Origin of the sequence: Planococcus halotolerans (assembly GCF_003289955.1) — a bacterium.
GTDB lineage: Bacteria > Bacillota > Bacilli > Bacillales_A > Planococcaceae > Planococcus > Planococcus halotolerans.
In genome coordinates, this window is sequence record NZ_QLZR01000009.1 from 13068 (window position 1) to 36024 (window position 22957).

The window sequence follows — 22957 nt, forward strand, 5'->3', positions numbered from 1 at the left end:
CTTGGAAGGATTACGCAATCAGGATGTCGATCAATTGAATGCCCTTGCGCTTGCCTATATGGGAGACGCGGTCTACGAGCAAGCTGTACGCGAGCATTTGCTGCGCTCAGGTCGGGTGAAACCGAATACGTTGCACCGGATGTCGACAACTTTCGTTTCTGCAAAAGCGCAGGCGATTGTGCTGAAGCGCTTGACGGAAGAAGAGTTCTTGTCAGAACAGGAACTGGCAGTCATGCGCCGCGGCCGCAATGCCAAGTCCGGTTCAGTACCGAGAAACACCGACGTCCAGACCTATAATTTCAGTACGGCTTTTGAAGCTGTGCTGGGGTGGAATTATCTAAAAGGCAATATAGAGCGGGTAACCGAAATCATTACGTATGCCATCAATATAATAGAAGAGCTGAGAGGAGTGATCAAATGACGGAGGAATTGGAACCGGAAATCATTGGCGGTAAAAACCCGGTGCTTGAAGCATTGCGGGCGGACCGGGATATCAATAAAATCTGGATTGCTGAAGGCGTCCAGAAAAAAGGGATTGCTGAACTTCTGCAATTGGCGAAGGAAAAGAAAGTTATCGTCCAGTTTGTGCCTAAGAAAAAAATCGACGGTTTGACGGATTCGAACCATCAGGGAATAGCGGCGGCGGTTGCTGCCTATAATTACGCGGAACTGGATGATTTATTTAAGGTGGCGGAATCCCGTTCGGAAGATCCGTTCTTTCTGATACTTGATGAGTTGGAAGATCCGCATAATCTGGGATCAATCATGCGGACGGCGGATGCAGTAGGCGCACATGGTTTGATTATTCCTAAACGCCGGGCAGTCGGTTTGACGGCTGTCGTGGCCAAGGCTTCCACCGGTGCCATCGAACATATTCCGGTAGTGAGAGTTAATAATCTTTCGCAGATTGTGGATGAGTTGAAAAAGCGCAACGTCTGGATTGCCGGAACTGACGCAAAAGAATCGGTGGATTACCGGAAGATGGATGCTTCATTGCCGCTGGCGGTCATTATCGGCAGTGAAGGAAAAGGGATGAGCCGGATCCTGCGCGAGAAATGCGATTTCCTATACCAGCTGCCGATGGTCGGCCATGTTACTTCCCTGAATGCTTCCGTGGCAGCGAGCCTGCTCATGTACGAAGTCTACCGGAAGCGCAACCCGATAGGTTAAGCGATATGAATATTCTGCTGGTTGATGGCTATAACATCATTGGAGACTGGGTGGAACTAAGGGAATTAAAGAAAGATAAGCTGGCTTCCGCCAGAGATCGGCTGATTGACAGGATGGCGGAGTACCGCGGTTATAAAGGATGGCGAGTCATAATTGTATTCGATGCGCATCTGGTGCCGGGGATAGAAGCGCGAAATCTGACTTCGGACGTTGAAGTCATTTTCACAAAAGAGAGCGAGACCGCAGATGAACGAATAGAGAAACTGGCGGTCAGCCTGAATAATCGGCGCGACCAGGTTTACGTGGCAACTTCGGATTCCACCGAGCAATGGGTGATCTTCGCCAAAGGCGCCCTTCGGATCTCCGCCAGGGAGTTGGAAATTGAAGTGGCAGAAATCCAAAAAAGGATTTCGGAGAAGGTGAAGGAAATACAACGACAGCAGGCAATTTCCAAGATTGCCTTGCCGACTGAAATTGCAGAAATATTTGAAAAATGGCGCCGTGGGATGAAATGATAGGTTGACGCTCAATTTTTAGTTCCTGTATACTGATGATATCGAGGTTCGCGCGACCGGAGGGATAACCGTGGGAAATCAGGAACAAGTTCAAGCCCGGCGATTTATGGAAATGACAGATGAGGAACTTGTCAGTTTGGTCCACGACGGAAATACCGAAGCATTGGATTTTCTGATCAATAAATTTCGGCATTTCGTACGGATGAAAGCCCGTTCTTATTTTCTGATCGGTGCTGACAAAGAAGACATTATCCAGGAAGGCATGATTGGCCTGTATAAAGCCATCCGTGATTTCCGCAGCGATAAACTGTCTTCTTTCAGGGCGTTCGCTGAATTGTGCATCATCCGGCAAATCATCACCGCCATCAAGACTGCCACGCGCCAGAAACATATTCCGTTGAATTCCTATGTGTCTCTGGACAAGCCCATTTATGATGAAGAATCTGACCGTACGCTGATGGATGTCCTGACCGACAATGGTGTGGACGATCCGCAGCAGCTGATGATCAATAATGAAGAATTCATGTATATGGAAGAAAAAATGGGTGAAGTGCTCAGTGAACTGGAGCGCGAAGTGCTGGCGTTGTATCTGGACGGCCAGACCTATCAGGAAATATCAGAAAAATTGGAGCGCCACGTCAAATCAATCGACAACGCGCTTCAGCGGGTCAAGCGGAAGTTGGAGCGGCATCTGCAAATAGATGAAACCCGCACCTCCTGATGTGCTGTTGACATGGAAGTTTTAAGGTGATAACCTTGAAAAAGCTGCAAACTCGAATAGGGTGAGGAAAATGGCTAAAAAAATCGTTTTAAGCTGCTCGAAATGTGCATCCCGCAATTATACGGTTCCTGCGAAAGCGGAATCTAGCACACGTTTGGAACTTAATAAATTCTGTGCTCATTGCAATGGGCATACCGTGCATAAACAAACGTTATGAATTTAAGTGAATGCCGAACGATATAGAGTGATTTTTAAACTTCGGAGGTTTTTGAACAATGGGTAACATTGGCGATTTCTTTAAAAACGTCGTTTCGGAAATGAGAAAAGTAAGTTGGCCTAAACGCAAGGAACTGACACGCTATACAATCGTCGTTCTTTCCACGTGTATCTTCATGGCACTTTTCTTCGCATTGATCGATACAGGCATCTCGGAATTATTCCGTTGGTTCTTAGCGCTGTAACAGATAAGCGCGCAACTAGAATAATGCATAAAAAATAGCCCGTCATTCTACGAGAACGGGTTTTTTCATTTGGAAAAAAGGAGGGATGGACGTTCAGTCCGTGCGATTATGGAAAAGAATTGGTACGTAGTTCACACATATTCCGGTTATGAAAATAAAGTCAAAGCCAATTTGGAAAAGCGTGTCGAAACAATGGGCATGCAGGATAAGATTTTTCGCGTCATTATTCCCGAAGAACAGGAAACTGATTTTAAAGACGGCAAAAAACGCACAGTAATGCGCAAGACTTTCCCGGGTTATGTTCTGGTCGAATTGATCATGACAGACGAATCCTGGTATGTTGTCCGCAATACGCCTGGAGTAACCGGATTTATCGGTTCTTCAGGAGGCGGAGCCAAGCCTACGCCGCTGCTTGATGAAGAAGTTGATTTCATCCTGAAGCAGATGGGCATGACAGAACGCCGTGTGGACATCAACTTTGCGGTTGCTGATATTGTCGAAGTCATGGAAGGGCCATTCGCGAACTTCCAGGGCAAAGTAGAAGAAATCGATGAGACAAAAGGCAAAGTAAAAGTTTCCATTGATATCTTCGGCCGTGAGACGAAAATGGAGCTTGATTTCGAGCAAGTTCAAAAAATATAAAAGCCGCTTGCTATTCCGGAGCGGAAGTGGTATTATTTCATAGGTCAGACTGTCATAGGACAATCTGTACAATTTAGCTAATTCTATCAACATAGTTGACAGACAGATATTGAGTGGGAGGGGAAACCCTATTACCACATCACGGACTTAAGGAGGTGTGTTTCGTGGCTAAAAAAGTGATTAAAGTTGTAAAATTGCAGATTCCTGCAGCAAAAGCAAACCCAGCTCCACCGGTTGGACCTGCACTAGGTCAAGCAGGTGTTAACATCATGGGCTTCTGTAAAGAGTTCAACGCACGTACTGCTGAACAAGCAGGACTGATCATTCCAGTTGAGATTTCGGTATTTGAAGACCGTTCATTTACATTCATTACGAAAACTCCACCCGCTGCTGTTCTTTTGAAAAAAGCGGCTGGTATTGAATCAGGTTCAGGCGAACCGAACCGCAACAAAGTAGCGACTGTTAAACGCGATCAAGTTCGCGAAATCGCAGAAACTAAAATGCCAGATCTAAATGCCGCTTCAGTTGAAGCTGCAATGTTGATGGTTGAAGGTACTGCTCGCAGCATGGGCATTACTATCGAAGACTAATCTAGAAGTTGTTTTTGGACGGGTTGCGCAAGTTCGTAAAGGGCTGCGCAGCCTTTAATCGTGGGAGGTTCAAGACCGCTCGACCACAACAAGGAGGACATTTAAAATGGCTAAAACAGGCAAAAAGCTGCGCGAAGCAGCAAAATTAATCGACCGTACTAACCTTTATGATGCAAAAGAAGCGATTGAACTTGCGAAAAAAGCAAGCACAGTCAACTTCGATGCAACAGTAGAAGTAGCTTTCCGTCTTGGAATCGATACGCGTAAGAACGACCAGCAAATCCGTGGAGCAGTAGTGCTTCCAAACGGTACTGGTAAAACTCAAAGCGTATTGGTATTCGCTAAAGGCGATAAGATTAAAGAAGCAGAAGCAGCTGGAGCGGATTACGTAGGCGATGCTGACTATATCCAAAAAATCCAACAAGGATGGTTTGACTTCGACGTGATCGTAGCAACACCTGACATGATGGGTGAAGTTGGTAAAATCGGTCGCGTATTAGGACCAAAAGGCTTGATGCCGAACCCGAAAACAGGAACTGTTACATTTGATGTAGCTAAAGCTGTTCAGGAAATCAAAGCTGGTAAAGTGGAATACCGTGCAGACAAAACAGGTATCATCCACGCGCCAATCGGAAAAGTTTCTTTCGATGACAGCAAACTTGCTGAAAACTTGGAAGCGATCTACGATGTAGTTGTCAAAGCTAAACCGGCAACTGCTAAAGGGACTTACATTAAATCACTTAACGTTACTACTACAATGGGACCTGCTGTAAAAGTTGACCCAACGAAAGTTGTCGTTAAATAATTTATTGACATCACACAATATCTCGGCTATAATAGCGGAGTTGTGAAATATACGTTTGTACCGCAGACAGCAGGGGCGCAAGTCGCTTAAATTATCCCTGCCGAGGACAATGAATTCAGTAAACATCTTTTGATGCTGACTTTATGCCTCTGTGTCTGTAATGGACCAGAGGCTTTTCTTATGGAAACGGTATGAATGGAAAATCTATGGGAGGTGCCAAAATGACAAAAGCAGTTGAAACGAAAAAAGTTGTCGTGCAAACAATCGCTGATAAATTCGGCTCTGCAGCTTCTGTAGTAGTTGTTGATTACCGCGGATTGAACGTTGCACAATTAACAGAACTTCGTAAACAGCTTCGTGAAGCAGGCGTTGAGTTTAAAGTTTACAAAAACTCAATGACTCGCCGTGCTACTGAAATGCATGGTCTTGAAGCGATCAACGAACACTTTACAGGTCCTAACGCTATCGCATTCTCTAACGAAGATGTTGTAGCGCCAGCGAGAATCATCAACGATTTCGCGAAAAAGAACGAAGCGCTTGAAATTAAAGCAGGCGTTATCGAAGGTGCTGTATCTTCTGCGGAAGATATCAAAGCATTGGCAGAACTTCCATCACGCGATGGTCTATTGTCTATGCTACTTAGCGTACTTCAAGCTCCAGTCCGCAACTTTGCTGCTACAACAAAAGCAGTTGCAGACCAAAAAGAAGAACAAGAACAAGGCGCTTAATCTCTTAGTTGCCTAGCAATACAAAAAAATTACCTATCATAGGAGGAACTAATAATGACACAAGAACAAATCTTAGACGCAATCAAAGAAATGACAGTTCTACAACTTAACGACCTAGTAAAAGCAATCGAAGACGAATTCGGCGTAACTGCTGCTGCTCCTGTAGCTGCTGCAGCTGGCGGCGGCGCTGCTGCTGCTGAAGAGCAAACTGAATTTGATGTAATCCTTACTTCTGCTGGAGACCAAAAAATCAAAGTTATCAAAGCAGTACGCGAAGTAACTGGCCTTGGCTTGAAAGAAGCTAAAGCACTAGTTGACGAAGCTCCTAAAGCTCTTAAAGAAGGCGTTTCTAAAGAAGATGCAGAAGAAATCAAAGGCAAACTTGAAGAAGTTGGCGCTGGAGTAGAAGTTAAATAATTTAATTTCTGAACCTAAATAGCAATATAGAAAAAGCTCGTCAGTGTATACCGACGAGCTTTTTCTTCATTTTAAAATTAATATCGTCGCCGCTGGTTGATTAATGTAAGGAGGGCTTCTTATGTCACAACATTATTATTCCAAAAATCCTCAAACAACAAGCAAACCCCAAGAATGGGATTTTACATTGCGAGGCGAAAAATTCCATTTCCAGACGGATGCAGGTGTTTTCAGCAAGAATGAAGTGGACTTCGGTTCCCGAGTGTTGATTGAAGCTTTTGAAGATTCTGCTGTAGAAGGTCCGGTATTGGATGTCGGCTGCGGTTATGGGCCAATCGGAATTGCCATCGCAAAATCATTTCCCCGGAAAAAAGTTCATATGGTGGATGTGAATACACGCGCCATTGAACTTGCCAAAAAAAATTCGATGAAAAATAATGTGGAAAATGTTGAAGTCTATGAGAGTGATGGACTTTCTGCTGTTGAAGAGGAAGGGTTTTCTGCAATTTTGACCAATCCGCCGATACGTGCAGGAAAGGAAACAGTTTTCAGATTTTACGAGGAAGCATGCAAGAAGATTGCGCCTGGCGGATCGCTGTGGGTTGTAATCCAGAAAAAGCAGGGAGCTCCTTCGACGCAGGAAAAACTGGAAGAGCTTTTTGGCAATTGCCGTGTGGCGGAAAAGAAGAAGGGATACTTCATTTTTGAGGCCAGAAAAGTTTGACTTGACAAAATCCCTATGATATTATAATGAAATGCAAAATTTATTATTTTGAGGTCGTTTGCCCTTTTTCGGGCAGAGCATGGCGACAGTACCAGTCACGTGTTAACCGAAAATGAGCTGATTTATTGGTCTCGTTTTCTTTTTGTCTTTTCGATATCATACACCATTTCGTAGAAATCGCAAAGACCTATAATCGTTTTATTGAGGGGTGAATAAGTTGGTAGGTCAACTAGTTCAGTACGGTCAACATCGTCAACGCAGAAGTTTTTCGAGAATCAGTGAAGTGCTGGATCTTCCGAACCTGATTGAAATCCAATCATCATCTTATGAGTGGTTCCTTGAAGAAGGGCTGCGCGAAATGTTCCGCGATATTTCGCCGATTGAGGATTTCACAGGAAATCTGTCGCTCGAGTTTGTTGATTACAGTCTTGCAGAACCGAAGTATCCAGTAGACGAGTCAAAAGAACGGGATGTTACTTACGCAGCTCCACTGCGCGTTAAAGTGCGTCTGCACAACAAAGAAACGGATGAAGTGAAAGAGCAGGACGTTTTCATGGGAGATTTCCCATTGATGACAGAAACCGGCACTTTCGTAATCAACGGCGCTGAACGCGTCATCGTTTCCCAGCTTGTACGTTCACCAAGTGTTTATTTCCATGACAAGACAGACAAAAACGGTAAAAAAGGATTTGGCGCAACTGTCATTCCTAACCGCGGAGCTTGGCTTGAATATGAAACAGATGCAAAAGATGTTGTGTATGTCAGAATCGACCGCACACGCAAACTTCCTGTCACCGTCCTTTTGAGAGCCCTTGGATTCGGTTCCGATCAGGAAATCATCGATTTGTTAGGTGATAACGAATACTTGCGCAACACGCTTGAAAAAGATAATACAGAAAGCACTGAAAAAGCGCTTCTGGAAATTTACGAGCGTCTGCGCCCGGGTGAGCCGCCGACAGTCGAAAGTGCAAAGAGCTTATTGTATTCACGCTTCTTTGACCCAAAACGCTATGATCTGGCCAATGTAGGCCGTTATAAAATGAATAAGAAGCTTCATATCAAAAACCGCCTTTTCAATCAAACTATTGCTGAAACATTAGTTGATCCTGAAACAGGTGAGATTCTGGTGGAAGCCGGTACAGTTATCGATCGCCGCGTCCTTGATAAAATCATGCCGAATCTTGAAAGTGGTGTGGGCTTCCACACTGTCACTCAAGTAGGTGGAGTTTTAGAAGGCGACGTGACATTGCAGGCTGTTAAAATTTTCGCTCCGAATGATGAAGAGCAAAAAGAAATCACTGTGATAAGCAATGCTTATATAGAAGATAAGATTAAGCATGTAACTCCTGCAGATATCATTTCTTCCATCAGTTACTTCTTTAACCTTTTATACGGAGTTGGAAACACAGATGATATCGATCACCTTGGTAACCGCCGTCTCCGTTCAGTTGGAGAGCTTTTGCAAAACCAGTTCCGCATCGGTTTGTCCCGTATGGAACGCGTTGTGCGTGAGCGTATGTCCATCAACGACACACAGGCGATTGTGCCTCAGCAATTGATCAATATCCGTCCGGTTATTGCATCAATCAAAGAGTTCTTCGGCAGTTCTCAATTATCACAGTTTATGGACCAAACGAATCCACTTGCTGAATTGACGCACAAACGCCGTCTGTCAGCGCTTGGGCCTGGTGGTTTAACACGTGAACGTGCCGGTTTTGAAGTGCGTGACGTTCATTACTCGCATTATGGCCGCATGTGTCCGATTGAAACTCCTGAGGGACCGAACATCGGTTTGATCAATACACTTTCTACATTCGCGAAAGTGAATAAATTCGGATTTATTGAAACACCTTATCGCCGCGTTGATCCTGAAACAGGTCTTGTGACAGGTCAAATCGATTATCTGACAGCTGATGAAGAAGATAATTACGTAGTGGCTCAGGCGAATTCAGTCTTGAATCCGGATGGTTCATTTGTTGAAGAAGAAGTAGTGGCCCGTTTCCGCGGTGAAAACACGCTTTATAAACGCAACAGCGTCGATTACATGGATGTTTCGCCGAAACAGGTCGTTTCAGTAGCGACAGCTTGTATCCCGTTCCTTGAAAACGATGACTCCAACCGTGCCCTTATGGGTGCGAACATGCAGCGTCAGGCTGTTCCGTTGTTAAACCCGGAAGCGCCTTTCGTAGGTACCGGGATGGAGCACCTTGCAGCCAGAGATTCAGGTGCAGCAGTCATTTCCAAAAATGATGGAATCGTCGAGTACGTGGAAGCGAAAGAAATCCGCGTGCGCCGTATCGAAGAAGTTGACGGCAATGAAGTCAAAGGTGATGTAGACACTTATCGTTTGCAGAAATTTATCCGTTCAAACCAAGGTACAAGCTATAACCAGCGTCCGATCGTCAAAGTCGGAGACCGCGTTTCAAAACGTGATATCCTGGCTGATGGACCTTCTATGGAACGCGGGGAAATGGCATTGGGCCGTAACGTCCTTGTCGCATTTATGACATGGGACGGCTTTAACTACGAGGATGCGATCATCATGAGTGAGCGCCTTGTTAAAGATGATGTTTATACTTCTGTTCATATTGAAGAATATGAATCAGATTCCCGAGATACGAAATTAGGACCGGAAGAAATTACACGTGATATTCCAAACGTCGGTGAAGATGCACTTCGCAATCTTGATGACCGCGGAATTATCCGGGTAGGGGCAGAAGTAAAAGATGGCGATATCCTTGTCGGTAAAGTAACACCTAAAGGTGTAACTGAATTGACTGCGGAAGAGCGCTTGCTTCATGCCATTTTCGGTGAAAAAGCACGTGAAGTCCGTGATACATCACTACGGGTGCCGCATGGCGCCGGCGGTATTGTACTGGATGTTAAGATCTTTAACCGCGAAGACGGCGATGAATTGCCGCCAGGCGTTAACCAATTGGTTCGTGCTTACATCGTACAGAAACGTAAAATTTCTGTCGGTGATAAAATGGCCGGCCGTCACGGTAACAAAGGTGTTATCTCCCGGATTCTTCCGGAAGAAGATATGCCGTTCATGCCGGACGGGACTCCTGTCGATATCATGTTAAACCCGCTTGGCGTTCCTTCCCGTATGAATATCGGGCAAGTTCTGGAACTGCATTTGGGAATGGCTTCCCGTTCACTTGGAATTCATATGGCTTCATCTGTATTTGATGGAGCGAATGAAGAAGATGTTCTGGAAACGATGGAAGAATCGGGTATGCCGCGTGACGGAAAAACCATCCTTTATGATGGCCGTTCCGGTGAAGCTTTCGATAACCGTGTATCTGTCGGAATCATGTACATGATCAAACTGGCGCACATGGTTGACGATAAACTTCACGCCCGTTCTACTGGACCGTATTCACTCGTTACCCAGCAGCCGCTTGGTGGTAAAGCACAATTCGGCGGGCAGCGTTTCGGTGAGATGGAAGTTTGGGCACTTGAAGCATACGGTGCCGCTCATACACTGCAGGAAATCCTGACGGTCAAGTCGGATGATGTAGTCGGACGTGTGAAAACGTATGAAGCAATTGTTAAAGGTGAAAGTGTTCCGGAGCCTAGCGTGCCGGAATCATTCAAAGTTTTGATAAAAGAACTTCAAAGTCTTGGTATGGATGTTAAAATGCTGACAATCGACGATGAGGAAATCGAATTGCGCGATTTGGATGAAGAAGAAGATCTTCAGCCAGCGGATTCACTTAATATCCTGCCGATTGCAGATCAGGAAACACCGATTGGAACAGTTGATTGATAATTAATTGGAAAGGGGCAGTCACAAACTGCCCAGTTTCCATTCACTTGGTCATAAACGAGGAAGAGCCGCGTAGAAACTCGAGACAAAAGGGAGGTAGGCTCCTTGATAGATGTTAATAATTTTGAGTATATGAAAATCGGATTGGCGTCACCCGATAAAATTCGCTCATGGTCTTATGGAGAAGTCAAAAAGCCAGAAACAATTAACTACCGTACATTAAAACCGGAAAAAGACGGTTTGTTCTGTGAACGTATTTTCGGTCCTACAAAAGACTGGGAATGCCATTGCGGAAAATACAAACGCGTTCGTTATAAAGGTGTTGTCTGTGATCGTTGTGGCGTAGAAGTCACACGTTCAAAAGTTCGCCGTGAACGCATGGGGCACATCGAATTAGCTGCGCCAGTTTCACATATTTGGTATTTCAAAGGCATTCCAAGCCGCATGGGACTTATCCTTGATATGTCACCGCGTTCATTGGAAGAAGTTATTTACTTCGCTTCATATGTTGTTATCGACCCTGCGGATACACCGCTTGAAAAGAAACAATTACTGTCTGAAAAAGAATACCGCGCTTACCGTGACAAATTCGGTAAGAAATTCCAGGCTGCAATGGGAGCCGAAGCGATCAAACGACTTCTTCAGGAAATCGATCTTGAGCGCGAAACGGATTCATTGAAAGAAGAATTGAAAACAGCTCAAGGACAGCGCCGCACACGTGCGATAAAGCGCCTCGAAGTTGTGGAATCCTTCCGTAATTCGGGCAATAACCCGGATTGGATGATTCTTGATGTTCTGCCTGTAATTCCACCGGAGCTTCGTCCGATGGTTCAATTGGACGGCGGCCGTTTCGCTACTTCTGATTTGAACGATCTTTACCGTCGTGTAATCAACCGGAACAACCGTTTGAAACGCCTGTTGGATTTGGGCGCGCCAAGCATCATTGTTCAAAACGAGAAACGCATGCTGCAGGAAGCTGTAGATGCGCTGATTGATAATGGCCGACGCGGCCGTCCTGTTACAGGGCCGGGTAACCGTCCATTGAAATCTCTTTCTCATATGCTTAAAGGGAAACAAGGACGCTTCCGTCAAAACCTTCTTGGTAAACGTGTCGATTATTCAGGCCGTTCCGTTATTGTTGTCGGACCGAACTTGAAAATGTATCAATGTGGTTTACCGAAAGGGATGGCGATCGAGTTGTTCAAGCCTTTCGTTATGAAAGAGCTTGTTGAACGCGGACTTGCCCATAATATTAAGAGCGCGAAACGCAAAATCGAACGTCTTCATTCTGAAGTTTGGGATGTACTGGAAGATGTCATCAAGGAGCATCCGGTTCTTTTGAACCGAGCACCGACACTTCACAGACTCGGTATCCAGGCTTTCGAACCGACATTGGTCGAAGGTAAGGCAATTCGCCTTCACCCATTGGTATGTACAGCATACAACGCCGATTTTGATGGTGACCAAATGGCTGTTCACGTTCCGCTTTCATCTGAAGCACAGGCAGAAGCAAGATTATTGATGCTTGCCGCTCAGAACATTTTGAACCCGAAAGACGGAAAACCAGTTGTTACTCCTTCACAGGATATGGTTTTGGGTAACTATTACCTTACGTTGGAGCGCAAAGGCGCAACTGGCGAAGGGGCTACGTTCTCTGGACCTGAAGAAGTGTTAGTTGCTTATCAGACTGGGCATGTTCATTTGCATACTCGTATCGCAATCCAGGCCGGTTCTGTAAACAACCCGACTTTTACGGCTGAACAAAACAAGATGTTGTTGCTGACGACTGTCGGTAAGATCATTTTCAATGAAATTCTGCCGAAATCGTTCCCGTATATTAACGAACCGACAGATTATAATCTGCAAGTTGAAACGCCATCGAAATATTTTGTCCCTACAACGACAGATGTTCGTAAGCACATCGAAGAGGCTGAACTTGTAACACCATTCAAGAAAAAAATTCTTGGTGAAATCATTGCTGAAGTGTTCAAACGTTTCCATATCACGGAAACTTCAAGAATGCTTGACCGCATGAAGAGCCTTGGATTCAAGTATTCCACTCAAGCTGGTATTACGGTTGGTATTTCCGATATCGTCGTTCTTCCGGACAAAGGTGAAATTCTTGTAGAAGCCCAGGATAATGTGGATAAAGTCATGAAACAATTCCGCCGTGGTTTGATTACTGAAGAGGAACGCTATGCACGCGTCATTTCTTTCTGGAGCAGCGCAAAAGATGTTATCCAGGAAAAATTGATGGCTTCCCTCGATAATATGAACCCGATCTTTATGATGAGTGACTCCGGTGCCCGTGGTAACGCATCCAACTTTACCCAATTAGCTGGTATGCGCGGACTCATGGCCAACCCGGCAGGACGCATCATTGAACTACCGATCAAATCTTCATTCCGTGAAGGTTTAACGGTATTGGAATACTTCATCTCAACTCACGGTGCGCGTAAAGGTCTTGCCGATACAGCACTTAAAACTGCCGATTCAGGTTACTTGACCCGTCGTCTCGTAGACGTTGCACAAGATGCAATTGTCCGCGAAAATGACTGTGGAACTGACCGCGGCTTGTTGGTTGGAGCGTTGATGGAAGGTACGGAAGTAATCGAAGAGTTGGATGAGCGTATCGTTGGACGACACGCTAAGAAAACAATTCGCCATCCTGAAACAAAAGAAGTAATTGTTGCAAAAGATGAATTGATTACACAGGACTTGACTCGCCTGATTGTTGAAGCTGGCATCAAAGAAGTGACAATCCGTTCAGCATTTACTTGTAACACGAAACACGGCGTCTGCAAAAAATGTTACGGTACGAACCTTGCGACTGGAGACGAAGTTGAAGTGGGCGAAGCAGTTGGTATTATTGCCGCTCAGTCAATCGGGGAACCAGGAACGCAGCTTACGATGCGTACATTCCACACAGGCGGTGTAGCAGGAGACGATATCACACAAGGTCTTCCGCGTATCCAGGAAATTTTCGAATCAAGAAATCCGAAAGGCCAGGCAGTGATTTCTGAAATTACAGGTACGGTTACTGAAGTTGATGAAATCCGCGAAGGCCAAAAAGAAATCACGATTCAAGGTGACGTGGAAACCCGTAAATACCTTGCTCCTTATAATGCGCGACTTAAAGTGCAGGCGGATGATGTAATCGTTCGCGGACAGGTACTAACTGACGGTTCGATTGATCCGAAACAATTATTGCAAGTTAAAGATGTTCAAGCTGTTCAAGTGTATCTATTGAAGGAAGTTCAAAAAGTTTACCGTATGCAGGGTGTAGAAATCGGTGACAAACACGTGGAAGTCATGGTTCGCCAGATGTTCCGTAAAGTCCGTGTCATTGAAGCCGGTGATACAGAATTGCTGCCAGGTTCACTTTTGGATATCCACCAATTCACAGAAGCGAATGTGAAAGCTGTTCTTGAAGGAAACCTTCCGGCAACAAGCCGCCCGGTTATCCTCGGGATCACTAAAGCTTCACTTGAAACAGAATCATTCCTTTCAGCTGCATCGTTCCAGGAAACAACGCGCGTCTTAACAGATGCTGCAATTAAAGGGAAACGTGATGAATTACTCGGCTTGAAAGAAAATGTCATCATTGGTAAACTCGTTCCGGCTGGTACTGGAATGCAGCGTTACCGCCAGATTAAAATTGCTCAAAGCGAAAAAGCGCCTGCGGAAGAAATCGTCAGTTCTGAATCGTAATTGAAGCAAACAGATTTCGGGGAGTTTTAAATGACTCCCCGGGATTTTTTATGAATTTAGTTGACATGAAATTCATAGGGTGATATTATGTTGAAGGTTGATGGTTAGCGATCTTTCATTTTATTGGTATGAAAATACCTTGAAAAGTGAAAAAAAACGCGAATTATCTTCGGTACTAAGCAACAGTAATAGCGTTTAAAGTGGCATTGTCCAAGAATATATAAGTGAAACGATTGGATGACCCATCAGATCGTCCGGACATCAATGATAAGGTCAGGTCAAACGGATTCACCCAAGATCAAAGCTTGGCTAAGCAGGAAGTTATCCTCTGCAGCTGCTGAAGCAATTACTGGATACCAGTTTTTGTGTAGAAAACACAAAGACTTTGTTTTTTACCCAAAAATGAACCACCTGGATATGTGGTATTAGAACACCTTTTGAGAGGAGGAAAAAATCGATGCCTACAATTAACCAATTAGTTAACAAGCCTCGTAAACCAAAAAGCTCTAAATCAGACTCACCAGCGTTGAACAAAGGGTATAACAGCTTTAAAAAGTCTCAGACTGACGTAAGCTCACCTCAGAAACGTGGAGTTTGTACTCGTGTTGGTACAATGACACCGAAAAAACCTAACTCCGCATTACGTAAATATGCGCGTGTACGGTTAACAAACCAAATCGAGGTCAATGCATACATCCCTGGAGAAGGCCACAACCTTCAAGAGCACAGTGTAGTTCTTCTTCGCGGCGGACGCGTAAAAGATTTACCTGGTGTGCGTTACCATATCGTACGTGGAGCACTTGATACTGCTGGAGTAAGCGGCCGTATGCAAGGACGTTCTAAATACGGAACTAAACGCCCTAAAGAAAAAAAATAATCAATTAAATTAACGAATAACCTTCGTTGAAAGGAGGAACATACATGCCTCGTAAAGGTCCTGTAGCTAAACGTGACGTGTTGCCAGATCCAATTTATAATTCCAAATTGGTGACACGCTTAATTAATAAAATGATGGTTGACGGAAAAAGAGGTACTTCACAAAAGATCCTATACGGAGCGTTCGAACTAGTTAAAGAACGCAGCGGTAAAGATCCGATTGAAGTATACGAACAAGCATTGACTAACGTTATGCCAGTTCTTGAAGTTCGCGCACGCCGTGTAGGTGGAGCTAACTATCAAGTGCCGGTTGAAGTTCGTCCTGAGCGCCGTACAACTTTAGGCCTTCGCTACCTTGTTAACTATTCACGTCTTCGTGGAGAGAAAACAATGGAAGAGCGTTTGGCTAATGAAATCATGGATGCTGCCAACAACACTGGATCAGCAGTTAAGAAACGTGAAGATATCCACAAAATGGCGGAAGCGAACAAAGCATTCGCTCATTATCGCTGGTAATTTCTTAAGAGATTTAAAAATCTTAATCCGAGATGGAAGGAGAAGAATAACATGCCTAGAGAGTTCTCCTTAGACAAAACACGTAATATCGGAATCATGGCACACATCGATGCCGGTAAAACGACTACTACGGAGCGTATTTTATATTACACTGGCCGAATCCATAAAATCGGCGAAACGCATGAAGGTGCTTCTCAAATGGACTGGATGGAGCAAGAGCAAGAGCGTGGAATCACGATCACTTCTGCTGCAACAACAGCTTCATGGAAAGAGCACCGCGTCAACATCATTGATACTCCTGGACACGTAGACTTCACTGTTGAAGTTGAACGTTCACTTCGCGTACTTGATGGTGCTGTTACAGTACTTGATGCTCAATCTGGTGTTGAGCCTCAAACTGAAACTGTTTGGCGTCAAGCTACAACATATGGTGTACCACGTGTTGTATTCGTCAACAAAATGGATAAAATCGGTGCGGATTTCCTTTATTCTGTAAACACTCTTCATGAGCGTCTGCAGGCTAATGCACATCCGATCCAATTGCCGATTGGTGCAGAAGACGAATTTTCAGGGATCATTGATCTTGTTGAAATGAACGCTCGTTTCTACGCTAACGACCTTGGAACTGAAATCACTGAAGGGGACATTCCGGAAGAGTATAAAGAACTTGCTGAAGAATGGCACACTAAATTAGTGGAAGCTGTTGCTGAGCTTGACGAAAACTTGATGGAAAAATACCTTGGCGGTGAAGAACTTACAGTAGACGAACTTAAAAAGGCGATCCGTAAAGGAACGTTGGATGTTGAGTTCTATCCTGTAGTTTGTGGTACTGCATTCAAAAACAAAGGTGTTCAATTGATGCTTGATGCAGTAATTGATTACCTGCCATCACCACTTGATGTACCTCCAATGACTGGTGTTCTTCCGGATTCTGATGAAGAAGTATTGCGTAAGCCAGACGAAAACGAGCCGTTCTCGGCATTGGCGTTTAAAGTAATGACAGATCCATATGTAGGGAAGCTTACTTTCTTCCGTGTGTATTCTGGAACTCTTAAATCTGGTTCTTACGTACAAAACTCTTCTAAAGGCAAACGTGAACGCGTAGGACGTATCCTGCAAATGCACGCTAACTCCCGTGAAGAAATAGCTGAAGTATACTGCGGTGATATCGCAGCGGCTATCGGCCTTAAAGATACATCTACTGGTGATACTTTAAGTGACGAGAAGCAGCAAGTAATTCTTGAGCGTATGGTATTCCCAGAACCGGTTATTTCACTTTCTGTGGAACCAAAATCAAAAGCGGACCAAGACAAAATGGGTCAAGCCCTTGCTAAATTGCAAGAAGAAGATCCAACTTTCCGTGCACACACTGACCAGGAAACTGGCCAAACAATCATCGCGGGTATGGGTGAACTTCACCTTGACATCCTGGTTGACCGTATGAGACGCGAATTCAACGTCGAAGCTAATGTAGGGGCGCCTCAGGTATCTTACCGTGAGACATTCCGTCAGTCTGCTAAAGTTGAAGGTAAGTTCGTACGCCAATCTGGTGGCCGTGGACAATTCGGACACGTTTGGATCGAATTCTCACCAAACGAAGAAGGAGCAGGTTTCGAGTTTGAAAATGCTGTCGTTGGTGGTGTTGTTCCACGTGAATACATCCCAGCAGTCGAAGCGGGTCTTCGCGACTCTCTAGACAACGGTGTTATCGCTGGATATCCTTTGATTGATATTAAAGCTAAATTGTATGATGGTTCTTACCATGATGTTGACTCGAATGAAATGGCATTTAAAGTTGCAGCTTCAATGGCACTTAAAAATGCTATCTCTAAAGTTAACCCGGTAATCCTTGAGCCTATCATGCGCGTTGAAGTTGTTATCCCTGAGGAGTACCTTGGAGATATCATGGGTGACATCACGTCACGCCGCGGACGCGTAGAAGGTATGGATGCTCGTGGTAATGCACAAGTTGTCCGTTCAATGGTTCCACTTGCTGAAATGTTTGGATATGCAACTTCATTGCGTTCTAACACGCAAGGCCGTGGTGTGTTCTCAATGCACTTCGATCACTATGAAGAGCTTCCGAAATCACTTTCTGAAGACATCATCAAAAAAAATAAAGGTCAATAATTGAATTTTGATCTTTAATGAAGTATAAATATCTTGTATGCCAGGAATGATAGGGCCCTATCATTTCGGCACATCAAGTTAACAAATTAACTTAAATTATGAGGAGGACTTTTCTAATGGGTAAAGCTAAATTTGACCGTTCTAAAACACACGCTAATATTGGTACAATTGGTCACGTTGACCATGGTAAAACAACTTTGACTGCAGCGATCGCTACAGTACTTGCAAAAGCGTCAGGCGGGGAAGCTCGTTCTTACGACCAAATCGATAACGCACCAGAAGAAAAAGAACGCGGAATCACAATCAACACTTCTCACGTTGAGTACGAAACTGCTACTCGCCACTACGCGCACGTTGACTGCCCAGGACACGCTGACTATGTTAAAAACATGATCACTGGTGCTGCACAAATGGACGGCGGGATCTTGGTAGTATCTGCTGCTGACGGCCCAATGCCACAAACTCGTGAGCACATCCTTCTTTCACGTCAAGTAGGTGTACCTTACCTTGTAGTATTCATGAACAAATGTGACATGGTGGATGACGAAGAACTTCTTGAACTAGTTGAAATGGAAGTTCGCGATCTTCTATCTGAATATGACTTCCCTGGCGATGACATTCCTGTCATCAAAGGTTCTGCTCTTAAAGCTCTTGAAGGAGATGCAGAATATGAAGAAAAAATCATGGAATTGATGAACGCAGTTGATGAGTACATCCCAACTCCAACACGTGACACTGACAAACCATTCATGATGCCAGTTGAGGACGTTTTCTCAATCACTGGCCGTGGTACTGTTGCAACAGGACGTGTTGAGCGTGGACAAATCAAAGTCGGTGACTCTGTAGACATCATCGGTCTTACTGAAGAGCCGAAACCTACAACAATCACTGGTGTAGAAATGTTCCGTAAATTGCTAGACTACGCTGAAGCTGGCGATAACATTGGTGCACTTCTTCGCGGGATCTCTCGTGACGACGTACAACGTGGACAAGTATTGGCTAAACCAGGCACAATCACTCCACATACAACTTTCAAAGCTGAAGTTTATGTTCTTTCAAAAGAAGAGGGTGGACGTCACACTCCATTCTTCACAAACTACCGTCCACAGTTCTACTTCCGTACAACTGATGTAACTGGTGTTTGTAACCTTCCTGAAGGTGTAGAAATGGTTATGCCTGGCGACAACATCGAAATGAATGTTGAGCTAATCTCTCCAATCGCACTTGAAGAAGGAACTAAGTTCTCTATCCGTGAGGGTGGACGTACTGTAGGCGCTGGCGTTGTAGCGACTATCCAGAAGTAATAATTGCTGTTAAGCTTAAATATTAAAGCCTGTCTCATTCGTATGAATGAGACAGGCTTTTTTTATGTTTAAAAATTTTACAAATGTATTACCGGTATTCCCATTTGATTTTTATTCCCTTCCTGCCTCTTCCTATAACCTCTCTGAATATAAACATCCCCTTAGATTTTTATGAGCCATAAATTCTTTTGAATCACAAAATGCAAAAAAAATTTAAAATGGACCAACCCTGTTCCTGCTTACATTGTAAGCGGATACATTATAATAGAATATTCTAAACATTAAAAAAGTGTTTGACTCCCTTGAAGAAAGGCGTTATGATAGCAACAATTTACAAGTCGCAATTGGTATTCAATATATTGCATATTTTAAATACTACAAGAAAGAAGTGAACCTCATGAGCCAACAAGTAATTTTTATGAACAATGAATTTGTAAAAAAAGAAGACGCGAAAATCTCTGTTTACGATCATGGATTTTTATACGGCGATGGAGTTTTTGAAGGGATACGCTCATATAACGGCAATGTATTTCGTTTGGAAGAACATTTGGAACGGCTTTACGATTCTGCAAAGTCGGTAATGTTGCAGATTCCTTACACTCCGGAAGAGTTAACTAATCTTGTAGTTGAAACCCTTAAAAAAAATAACTTAAAGGATGCTTATATTAGACTGGTAGTTTCGCGGGGAGTTGGAAACTTAGGATTAGATCCTCTAAGCTGTGCCCAACCGAACGTCATCATCATTGCAGAATCATTATCTTTATTCCCGAAAGCGTTATATGAAACGGGGATTGAAATTGTCTCGGTAGCTACCCGGCGAAGCCGCTCAGATGTGTTAAGCCCAAAAGTGAAGTCACTGAATTATCTAAACAATATTTTGGTGAAAATCGAGGCGAATCTTGCTGGTGTTCCTGAAGCCCTTATGCTGAATGACCAAGGTTACGTTGCAGAAGGCTCGGCGGATAATATTTTCATCGTTCGAAAAAATAAGTTGCTGACTCCACCAGGCTATGTCGGGGCACTTGAAGGGATTACACGGAATGCAATTATGGAAGTGGCAGCTCAGAAGGGCTATGACATCCAAGAGGCAGTTTTTACAAGGCACGATGTTTATGTAGCAGATGAAGTGTTCTTAACAGGAACGGCTGCAGAAGTGATTGCAGTGGTTAAAGTCGACGGCAGAGTAATTGGAGAAGGAAAACCAGGCCCTGTAACGAACGACTTGCTCGCATCGTTCCGGGAGCTTGTACAAGAAGATGGTGTGAAAGTCTACAGCGAACAGTTAAATGTTGTGTAGTCTAATTGAATAGTAAAAATCAATGACGAGGTTAAAGTAAATGGAATTTGTATTTACAGAGAGCCGGTACTGCTGGAAGCCGGTAATACACCCATTTACGACATCCCCTCTGAGTGGAATGCTGAAAGGTTTTACCGTTTAGGCATTCCCGGTAGTCGGCACATCCGGTTATCGTTATTAAAGAATAAGCTGAGCTTATTCGTGAGGCTGCGGTTGCGCAGTAAAATAGGGTGGTACCATGAAGCTTTTCATCCCTACACAAAGAACATGTTTCTGTGTGTAGGATGAAAAGCTTTTTTATTTTGAAATACAGCTTAAGAAAAGGAGGCGAAAATATTTGGAAGTAAATGTGAAAGCAAAAGAAAGTACGAATAAAGAGCAAACTAGAAGCGGTGCTGATGTCCTGATTCAATCGTTAAAAAAGCAAGGTGTTGATATAATTTTCGGCTATCCAGGGGGAGCTGTATTACCAATTTACGATGCGCTGTATAAAAACCCCATTCGACACGTGTTGGCACGGCACGAACAAGGCGCTATCCATGCTGCCGAAGGATATGCAAGAGTATCTGGAAAAACCGGTGTAGTTATTGCTACTTCAGGGCCAGGAGCAACTAACCTGGTTACAGGTATAGCAGACGCTATGCTCGATTCGCTTCCACTAGTTGTCTTTACGGGGCAAGTTGCAAGTTCCGTAATCGGCACTGATGCGTTTCAGGAAGCGGATATCATAGGGATTACTCAACCTATAACAAAACATAATTATCAAGTGAAGAATGTGGAAGACTTGCCAAGGATCGTTAAAGAAGCATTCTACATTGCTTCGACTGGCCGGCCTGGACCTGTATTAGTGGATATTCCAAAAGACATTTCTACACAAATGTTTCTATCCGTTACTGATGAAAACGAAGGTATTCATTTACCGGGCTATCAGCCAACAAAGAATCCGAATTACCTTCAAATTCAAAAGGCGATAAAAGTTATTTCCAATTCTAAAAAACCCCTTATTCTTGGTGGGGCCGGTATCTTGACTGCAAAAGCAACAAGAGAATTAAAAGAATTTGTTGAACGGCATCAGATTCCGATAACAAACACATTGCTCGGCTTAGGCGGCATAGATGGCGACCATCCCTTATTTTTGGGAATGGCCGGAATGCATGGGACATACACTGCCAATACAGCTATTTGTGATTGCGATGTTCTGATTAATATCGGAGCCCGGTTTGATGATCGTCTAACTGGTAATCTTGCTCATTTTGCACCGAATGCAAAGGTGGTGCATATCGATATCGATCCAGCTGAAATTGGCAAAAATGTACCGACTGCGGTACCGATTGTTGCAGATGCAAAAGAAGCGCTAAGGGAATTGCTGGATCAGTCGTTTGACAGCCCGGATACAGTTGATTGGCTTACAAGCCTTAATGTAAATAAAAAAGAATATGCACTGCGGTATAAAGCAGATAAAGAAAAAGGGATACTGCCTCAGCAAGCGGTCGAGTTGATTCATCGCTTGACCAACGGAGATGCAGTGGTGACAACTGATGTCGGACAGCATCAAATGTGGACAGCCCAGTATTACCGATTTAATAACCCACACAATTGGGTGACTTCAGGAGGTCTTGGCACTATGGGCTTTGGCTTTCCTGCAGCAATTGGAGCCCAGTTGGCAAAACCGCATGAAAGAGTGGTGGCAGTTGTCGGTGACGCCGGGTTCCAAATGACTTTGCAAGAGTTATCTTTATTGCAGGAATTCAGATTGCCGGTGAAGGTGGTTATTCTTAACAATCAAAGCCTCGGAATGGTAAGGCAGTGGCAGCAAACGTTTTATGAAGAACGGTATTCCCAATCGTTAGTACATGTTCAGCCGGATTTTGTGAAGTTGGCACAAGCCTATGAAATCCAAGGTTATAAAGTGGAAACCATGGAAGAGGCGGAAAAAGTATTTGCGGAAGCGTTCAGCACTAATGAACCAGCGCTGATTGACTGCCGGGTCGTGCAGTTGGAAAATGTCTACCCGATGGTGGCGCCAGGAAAAGGCCTGAATGAAATGATCGGGGTGAGAGGCGAATGAAAAGGATTATAACTACCACCGTGATTAATCAAAGCGGCGTGTTAAATCGTGTAACGGGGCTGTTGATGAAACGCCAATTCAATATTGAAAGTATCTCGGTGGGCCATACGGAACAGCCTGGAATGTCGAAAATGACTTTTGTGGTCAATGTAGAAGATGAGCGGAAAATTGAGCAGCTGCTAAAACAACTGCAAAAGCAAATAGATGTCATCAAAGTCAATGACATTACCGACAAAGCGATGGTCATGAGGGAACTTGCTTTGGTAAAAGTTGCTACAATACCAGCCGTTAGAAGTGAAATTTACAGTATCGTTGAACCCTTCCGTGCCACAGTCATAGACATGAGCAAGAGTGCGACAACATTCCAAGTAACAGGAGACCCGGAAAAGATTGAAGCATTTATTGACTTGATGAAACCCTACGGCATTAAAGAGTTGACGCGAACCGGGGTATCGGCGTTTGTTAGGGAAAACCAGAAAGTTCCGACCAATCATGTATCAATATTATAAA

21 protein-coding genes and 2 other annotated features are annotated in these 22957 nt (G+C 44.2%); all 21 genes read left to right on the forward strand.

The genetic code is table 11. The annotated features are described in order from the left end of the window. Position 1: 1 nt before the first annotated feature. Positions 2-421 (forward strand): Mini-ribonuclease 3, encoded by a 420-nt coding sequence (locus DP120_RS16475; RefSeq protein ID WP_276310409.1) that lies wholly within the window; start codon positions 2-4, stop codon positions 419-421. After that, positions 418-1170 (forward strand): 23S rRNA (guanosine(2251)-2'-O)-methyltransferase RlmB, encoded by a 753-nt coding sequence (gene rlmB / locus DP120_RS16480; protein WP_112224739.1) that lies wholly within the window; start codon positions 418-420, stop codon positions 1168-1170. The genes DP120_RS16475 and rlmB overlap by 4 nt, the downstream gene beginning before the upstream one ends. A 5-nt stretch (positions 1171-1175) precedes the next feature. Beyond that, positions 1176-1685: an NYN domain-containing protein gene (locus DP120_RS16485; protein WP_112224740.1), complete on the forward strand. Its 510-nt coding sequence runs from the start codon at positions 1176-1178 to the stop codon at positions 1683-1685. Positions 1686-1755: 70 nt separating this feature from the next. Further along, positions 1756-2406, forward strand: a complete 651-nt coding sequence (gene sigH, locus DP120_RS16490) for an RNA polymerase sporulation sigma factor SigH (protein WP_112224741.1) — start codon at positions 1756-1758, stop codon at positions 2404-2406. Between the two features lie 70 nt (positions 2407-2476). Continuing rightward, positions 2477-2623 (forward strand): 50S ribosomal protein L33, encoded by a 147-nt coding sequence (gene rpmG, locus DP120_RS16495; RefSeq protein ID WP_081986982.1) that lies wholly within the window; start codon positions 2477-2479, stop codon positions 2621-2623. 58 nt (positions 2624-2681) lie between these two features. Then, positions 2682-2867, forward strand: a complete 186-nt coding sequence (gene secE, locus DP120_RS16500) for a preprotein translocase subunit SecE (RefSeq protein WP_033542814.1) — start codon at positions 2682-2684, stop codon at positions 2865-2867. Between the two features lie 108 nt (positions 2868-2975). Further along, positions 2976-3509 carry a transcription termination/antitermination protein NusG gene (nusG, locus tag DP120_RS16505; protein ID WP_084242201.1) on the forward strand — a complete coding sequence of 178 codons (534 nt, stop codon included), beginning with the start codon at positions 2976-2978 and terminating at the stop codon, positions 3507-3509. 164 nt (positions 3510-3673) lie between these two features. Beyond that, on the forward strand, positions 3674-4099 hold the full coding sequence (rplK, locus tag DP120_RS16510; RefSeq protein ID WP_052654209.1) for a 50S ribosomal protein L11: 426 nt from the start codon (positions 3674-3676) through the stop codon (positions 4097-4099). 106 nt (positions 4100-4205) lie between these two features. Next, on the forward strand, positions 4206-4904 hold the full coding sequence (gene rplA, locus DP120_RS16515; protein ID WP_112224742.1) for a 50S ribosomal protein L1: 699 nt from the start codon (positions 4206-4208) through the stop codon (positions 4902-4904). 42 nt (positions 4905-4946) lie between these two features. After that, positions 4947-5092 (forward strand) — a sequence feature (ribosomal protein L10 leader region). Between the two features lie 33 nt (positions 5093-5125). Then, a complete protein-coding gene (gene rplJ, locus DP120_RS16520; protein ID WP_112224743.1) occupies positions 5126-5632 on the forward strand; it encodes a 50S ribosomal protein L10 in 507 nt (168 codons plus the stop codon). A gap of 54 nt (positions 5633-5686) precedes the next feature. Beyond that, complete coding sequence (rplL, locus tag DP120_RS16525) at positions 5687-6049, forward strand: 50S ribosomal protein L7/L12 (RefSeq protein ID WP_112224744.1); 363 nt, start codon at positions 5687-5689, stop codon at positions 6047-6049. Between the two features lie 121 nt (positions 6050-6170). Beyond that, complete coding sequence (locus DP120_RS16530) at positions 6171-6773, forward strand: class I SAM-dependent methyltransferase (protein WP_112224745.1); 603 nt, start codon at positions 6171-6173, stop codon at positions 6771-6773. Between the two features lie 217 nt (positions 6774-6990). Continuing rightward, entirely contained in the window at positions 6991-10545 is a 3555-nt protein-coding gene (gene rpoB, locus DP120_RS16535) for a DNA-directed RNA polymerase subunit beta (RefSeq protein WP_112224746.1), read from the forward strand. A 105-nt stretch (positions 10546-10650) separates the two neighbouring features. Next, on the forward strand, positions 10651-14256 hold the full coding sequence (gene rpoC / locus DP120_RS16540) for a DNA-directed RNA polymerase subunit beta' (protein WP_112224747.1): 3606 nt from the start codon (positions 10651-10653) through the stop codon (positions 14254-14256). A 457-nt stretch (positions 14257-14713) separates the two neighbouring features. Next, positions 14714-15133 (forward strand): 30S ribosomal protein S12, encoded by a 420-nt coding sequence (rpsL, locus tag DP120_RS16545; RefSeq protein ID WP_112224748.1) that lies wholly within the window; start codon positions 14714-14716, stop codon positions 15131-15133. Between the two features lie 44 nt (positions 15134-15177). Next, positions 15178-15648, forward strand: a complete 471-nt coding sequence (gene rpsG / locus DP120_RS16550) for a 30S ribosomal protein S7 (RefSeq protein WP_112224749.1) — start codon at positions 15178-15180, stop codon at positions 15646-15648. Between the two features lie 51 nt (positions 15649-15699). Beyond that, complete coding sequence (gene fusA / locus DP120_RS16555) at positions 15700-17778, forward strand: elongation factor G (protein ID WP_112224750.1); 2079 nt, start codon at positions 15700-15702, stop codon at positions 17776-17778. Between the two features lie 116 nt (positions 17779-17894). Beyond that, entirely contained in the window at positions 17895-19082 is a 1188-nt protein-coding gene (gene tuf / locus DP120_RS16560; protein WP_112224751.1) for an elongation factor Tu, read from the forward strand. 397 nt (positions 19083-19479) lie between these two features. Further along, positions 19480-20379 (forward strand): branched-chain-amino-acid transaminase, encoded by a 900-nt coding sequence (ilvE, locus tag DP120_RS16565; protein ID WP_112224752.1) that lies wholly within the window; start codon positions 19480-19482, stop codon positions 20377-20379. 13 nt (positions 20380-20392) lie between these two features. Further along, positions 20393-20638 (forward strand) — a binding site (T-box leader). 78 nt (positions 20639-20716) lie between these two features. Beyond that, positions 20717-22447 carry an acetolactate synthase large subunit gene (ilvB, locus tag DP120_RS16570; protein ID WP_112224753.1) on the forward strand — a complete coding sequence of 577 codons (1731 nt, stop codon included), beginning with the start codon at positions 20717-20719 and terminating at the stop codon, positions 22445-22447. Then, a complete protein-coding gene (gene ilvN / locus DP120_RS16575) occupies positions 22444-22956 on the forward strand; it encodes an acetolactate synthase small subunit (RefSeq protein ID WP_112224754.1) in 513 nt (170 codons plus the stop codon). The genes ilvB and ilvN overlap by 4 nt, the downstream gene beginning before the upstream one ends. Position 22957 lies beyond the last annotated feature (1 nt).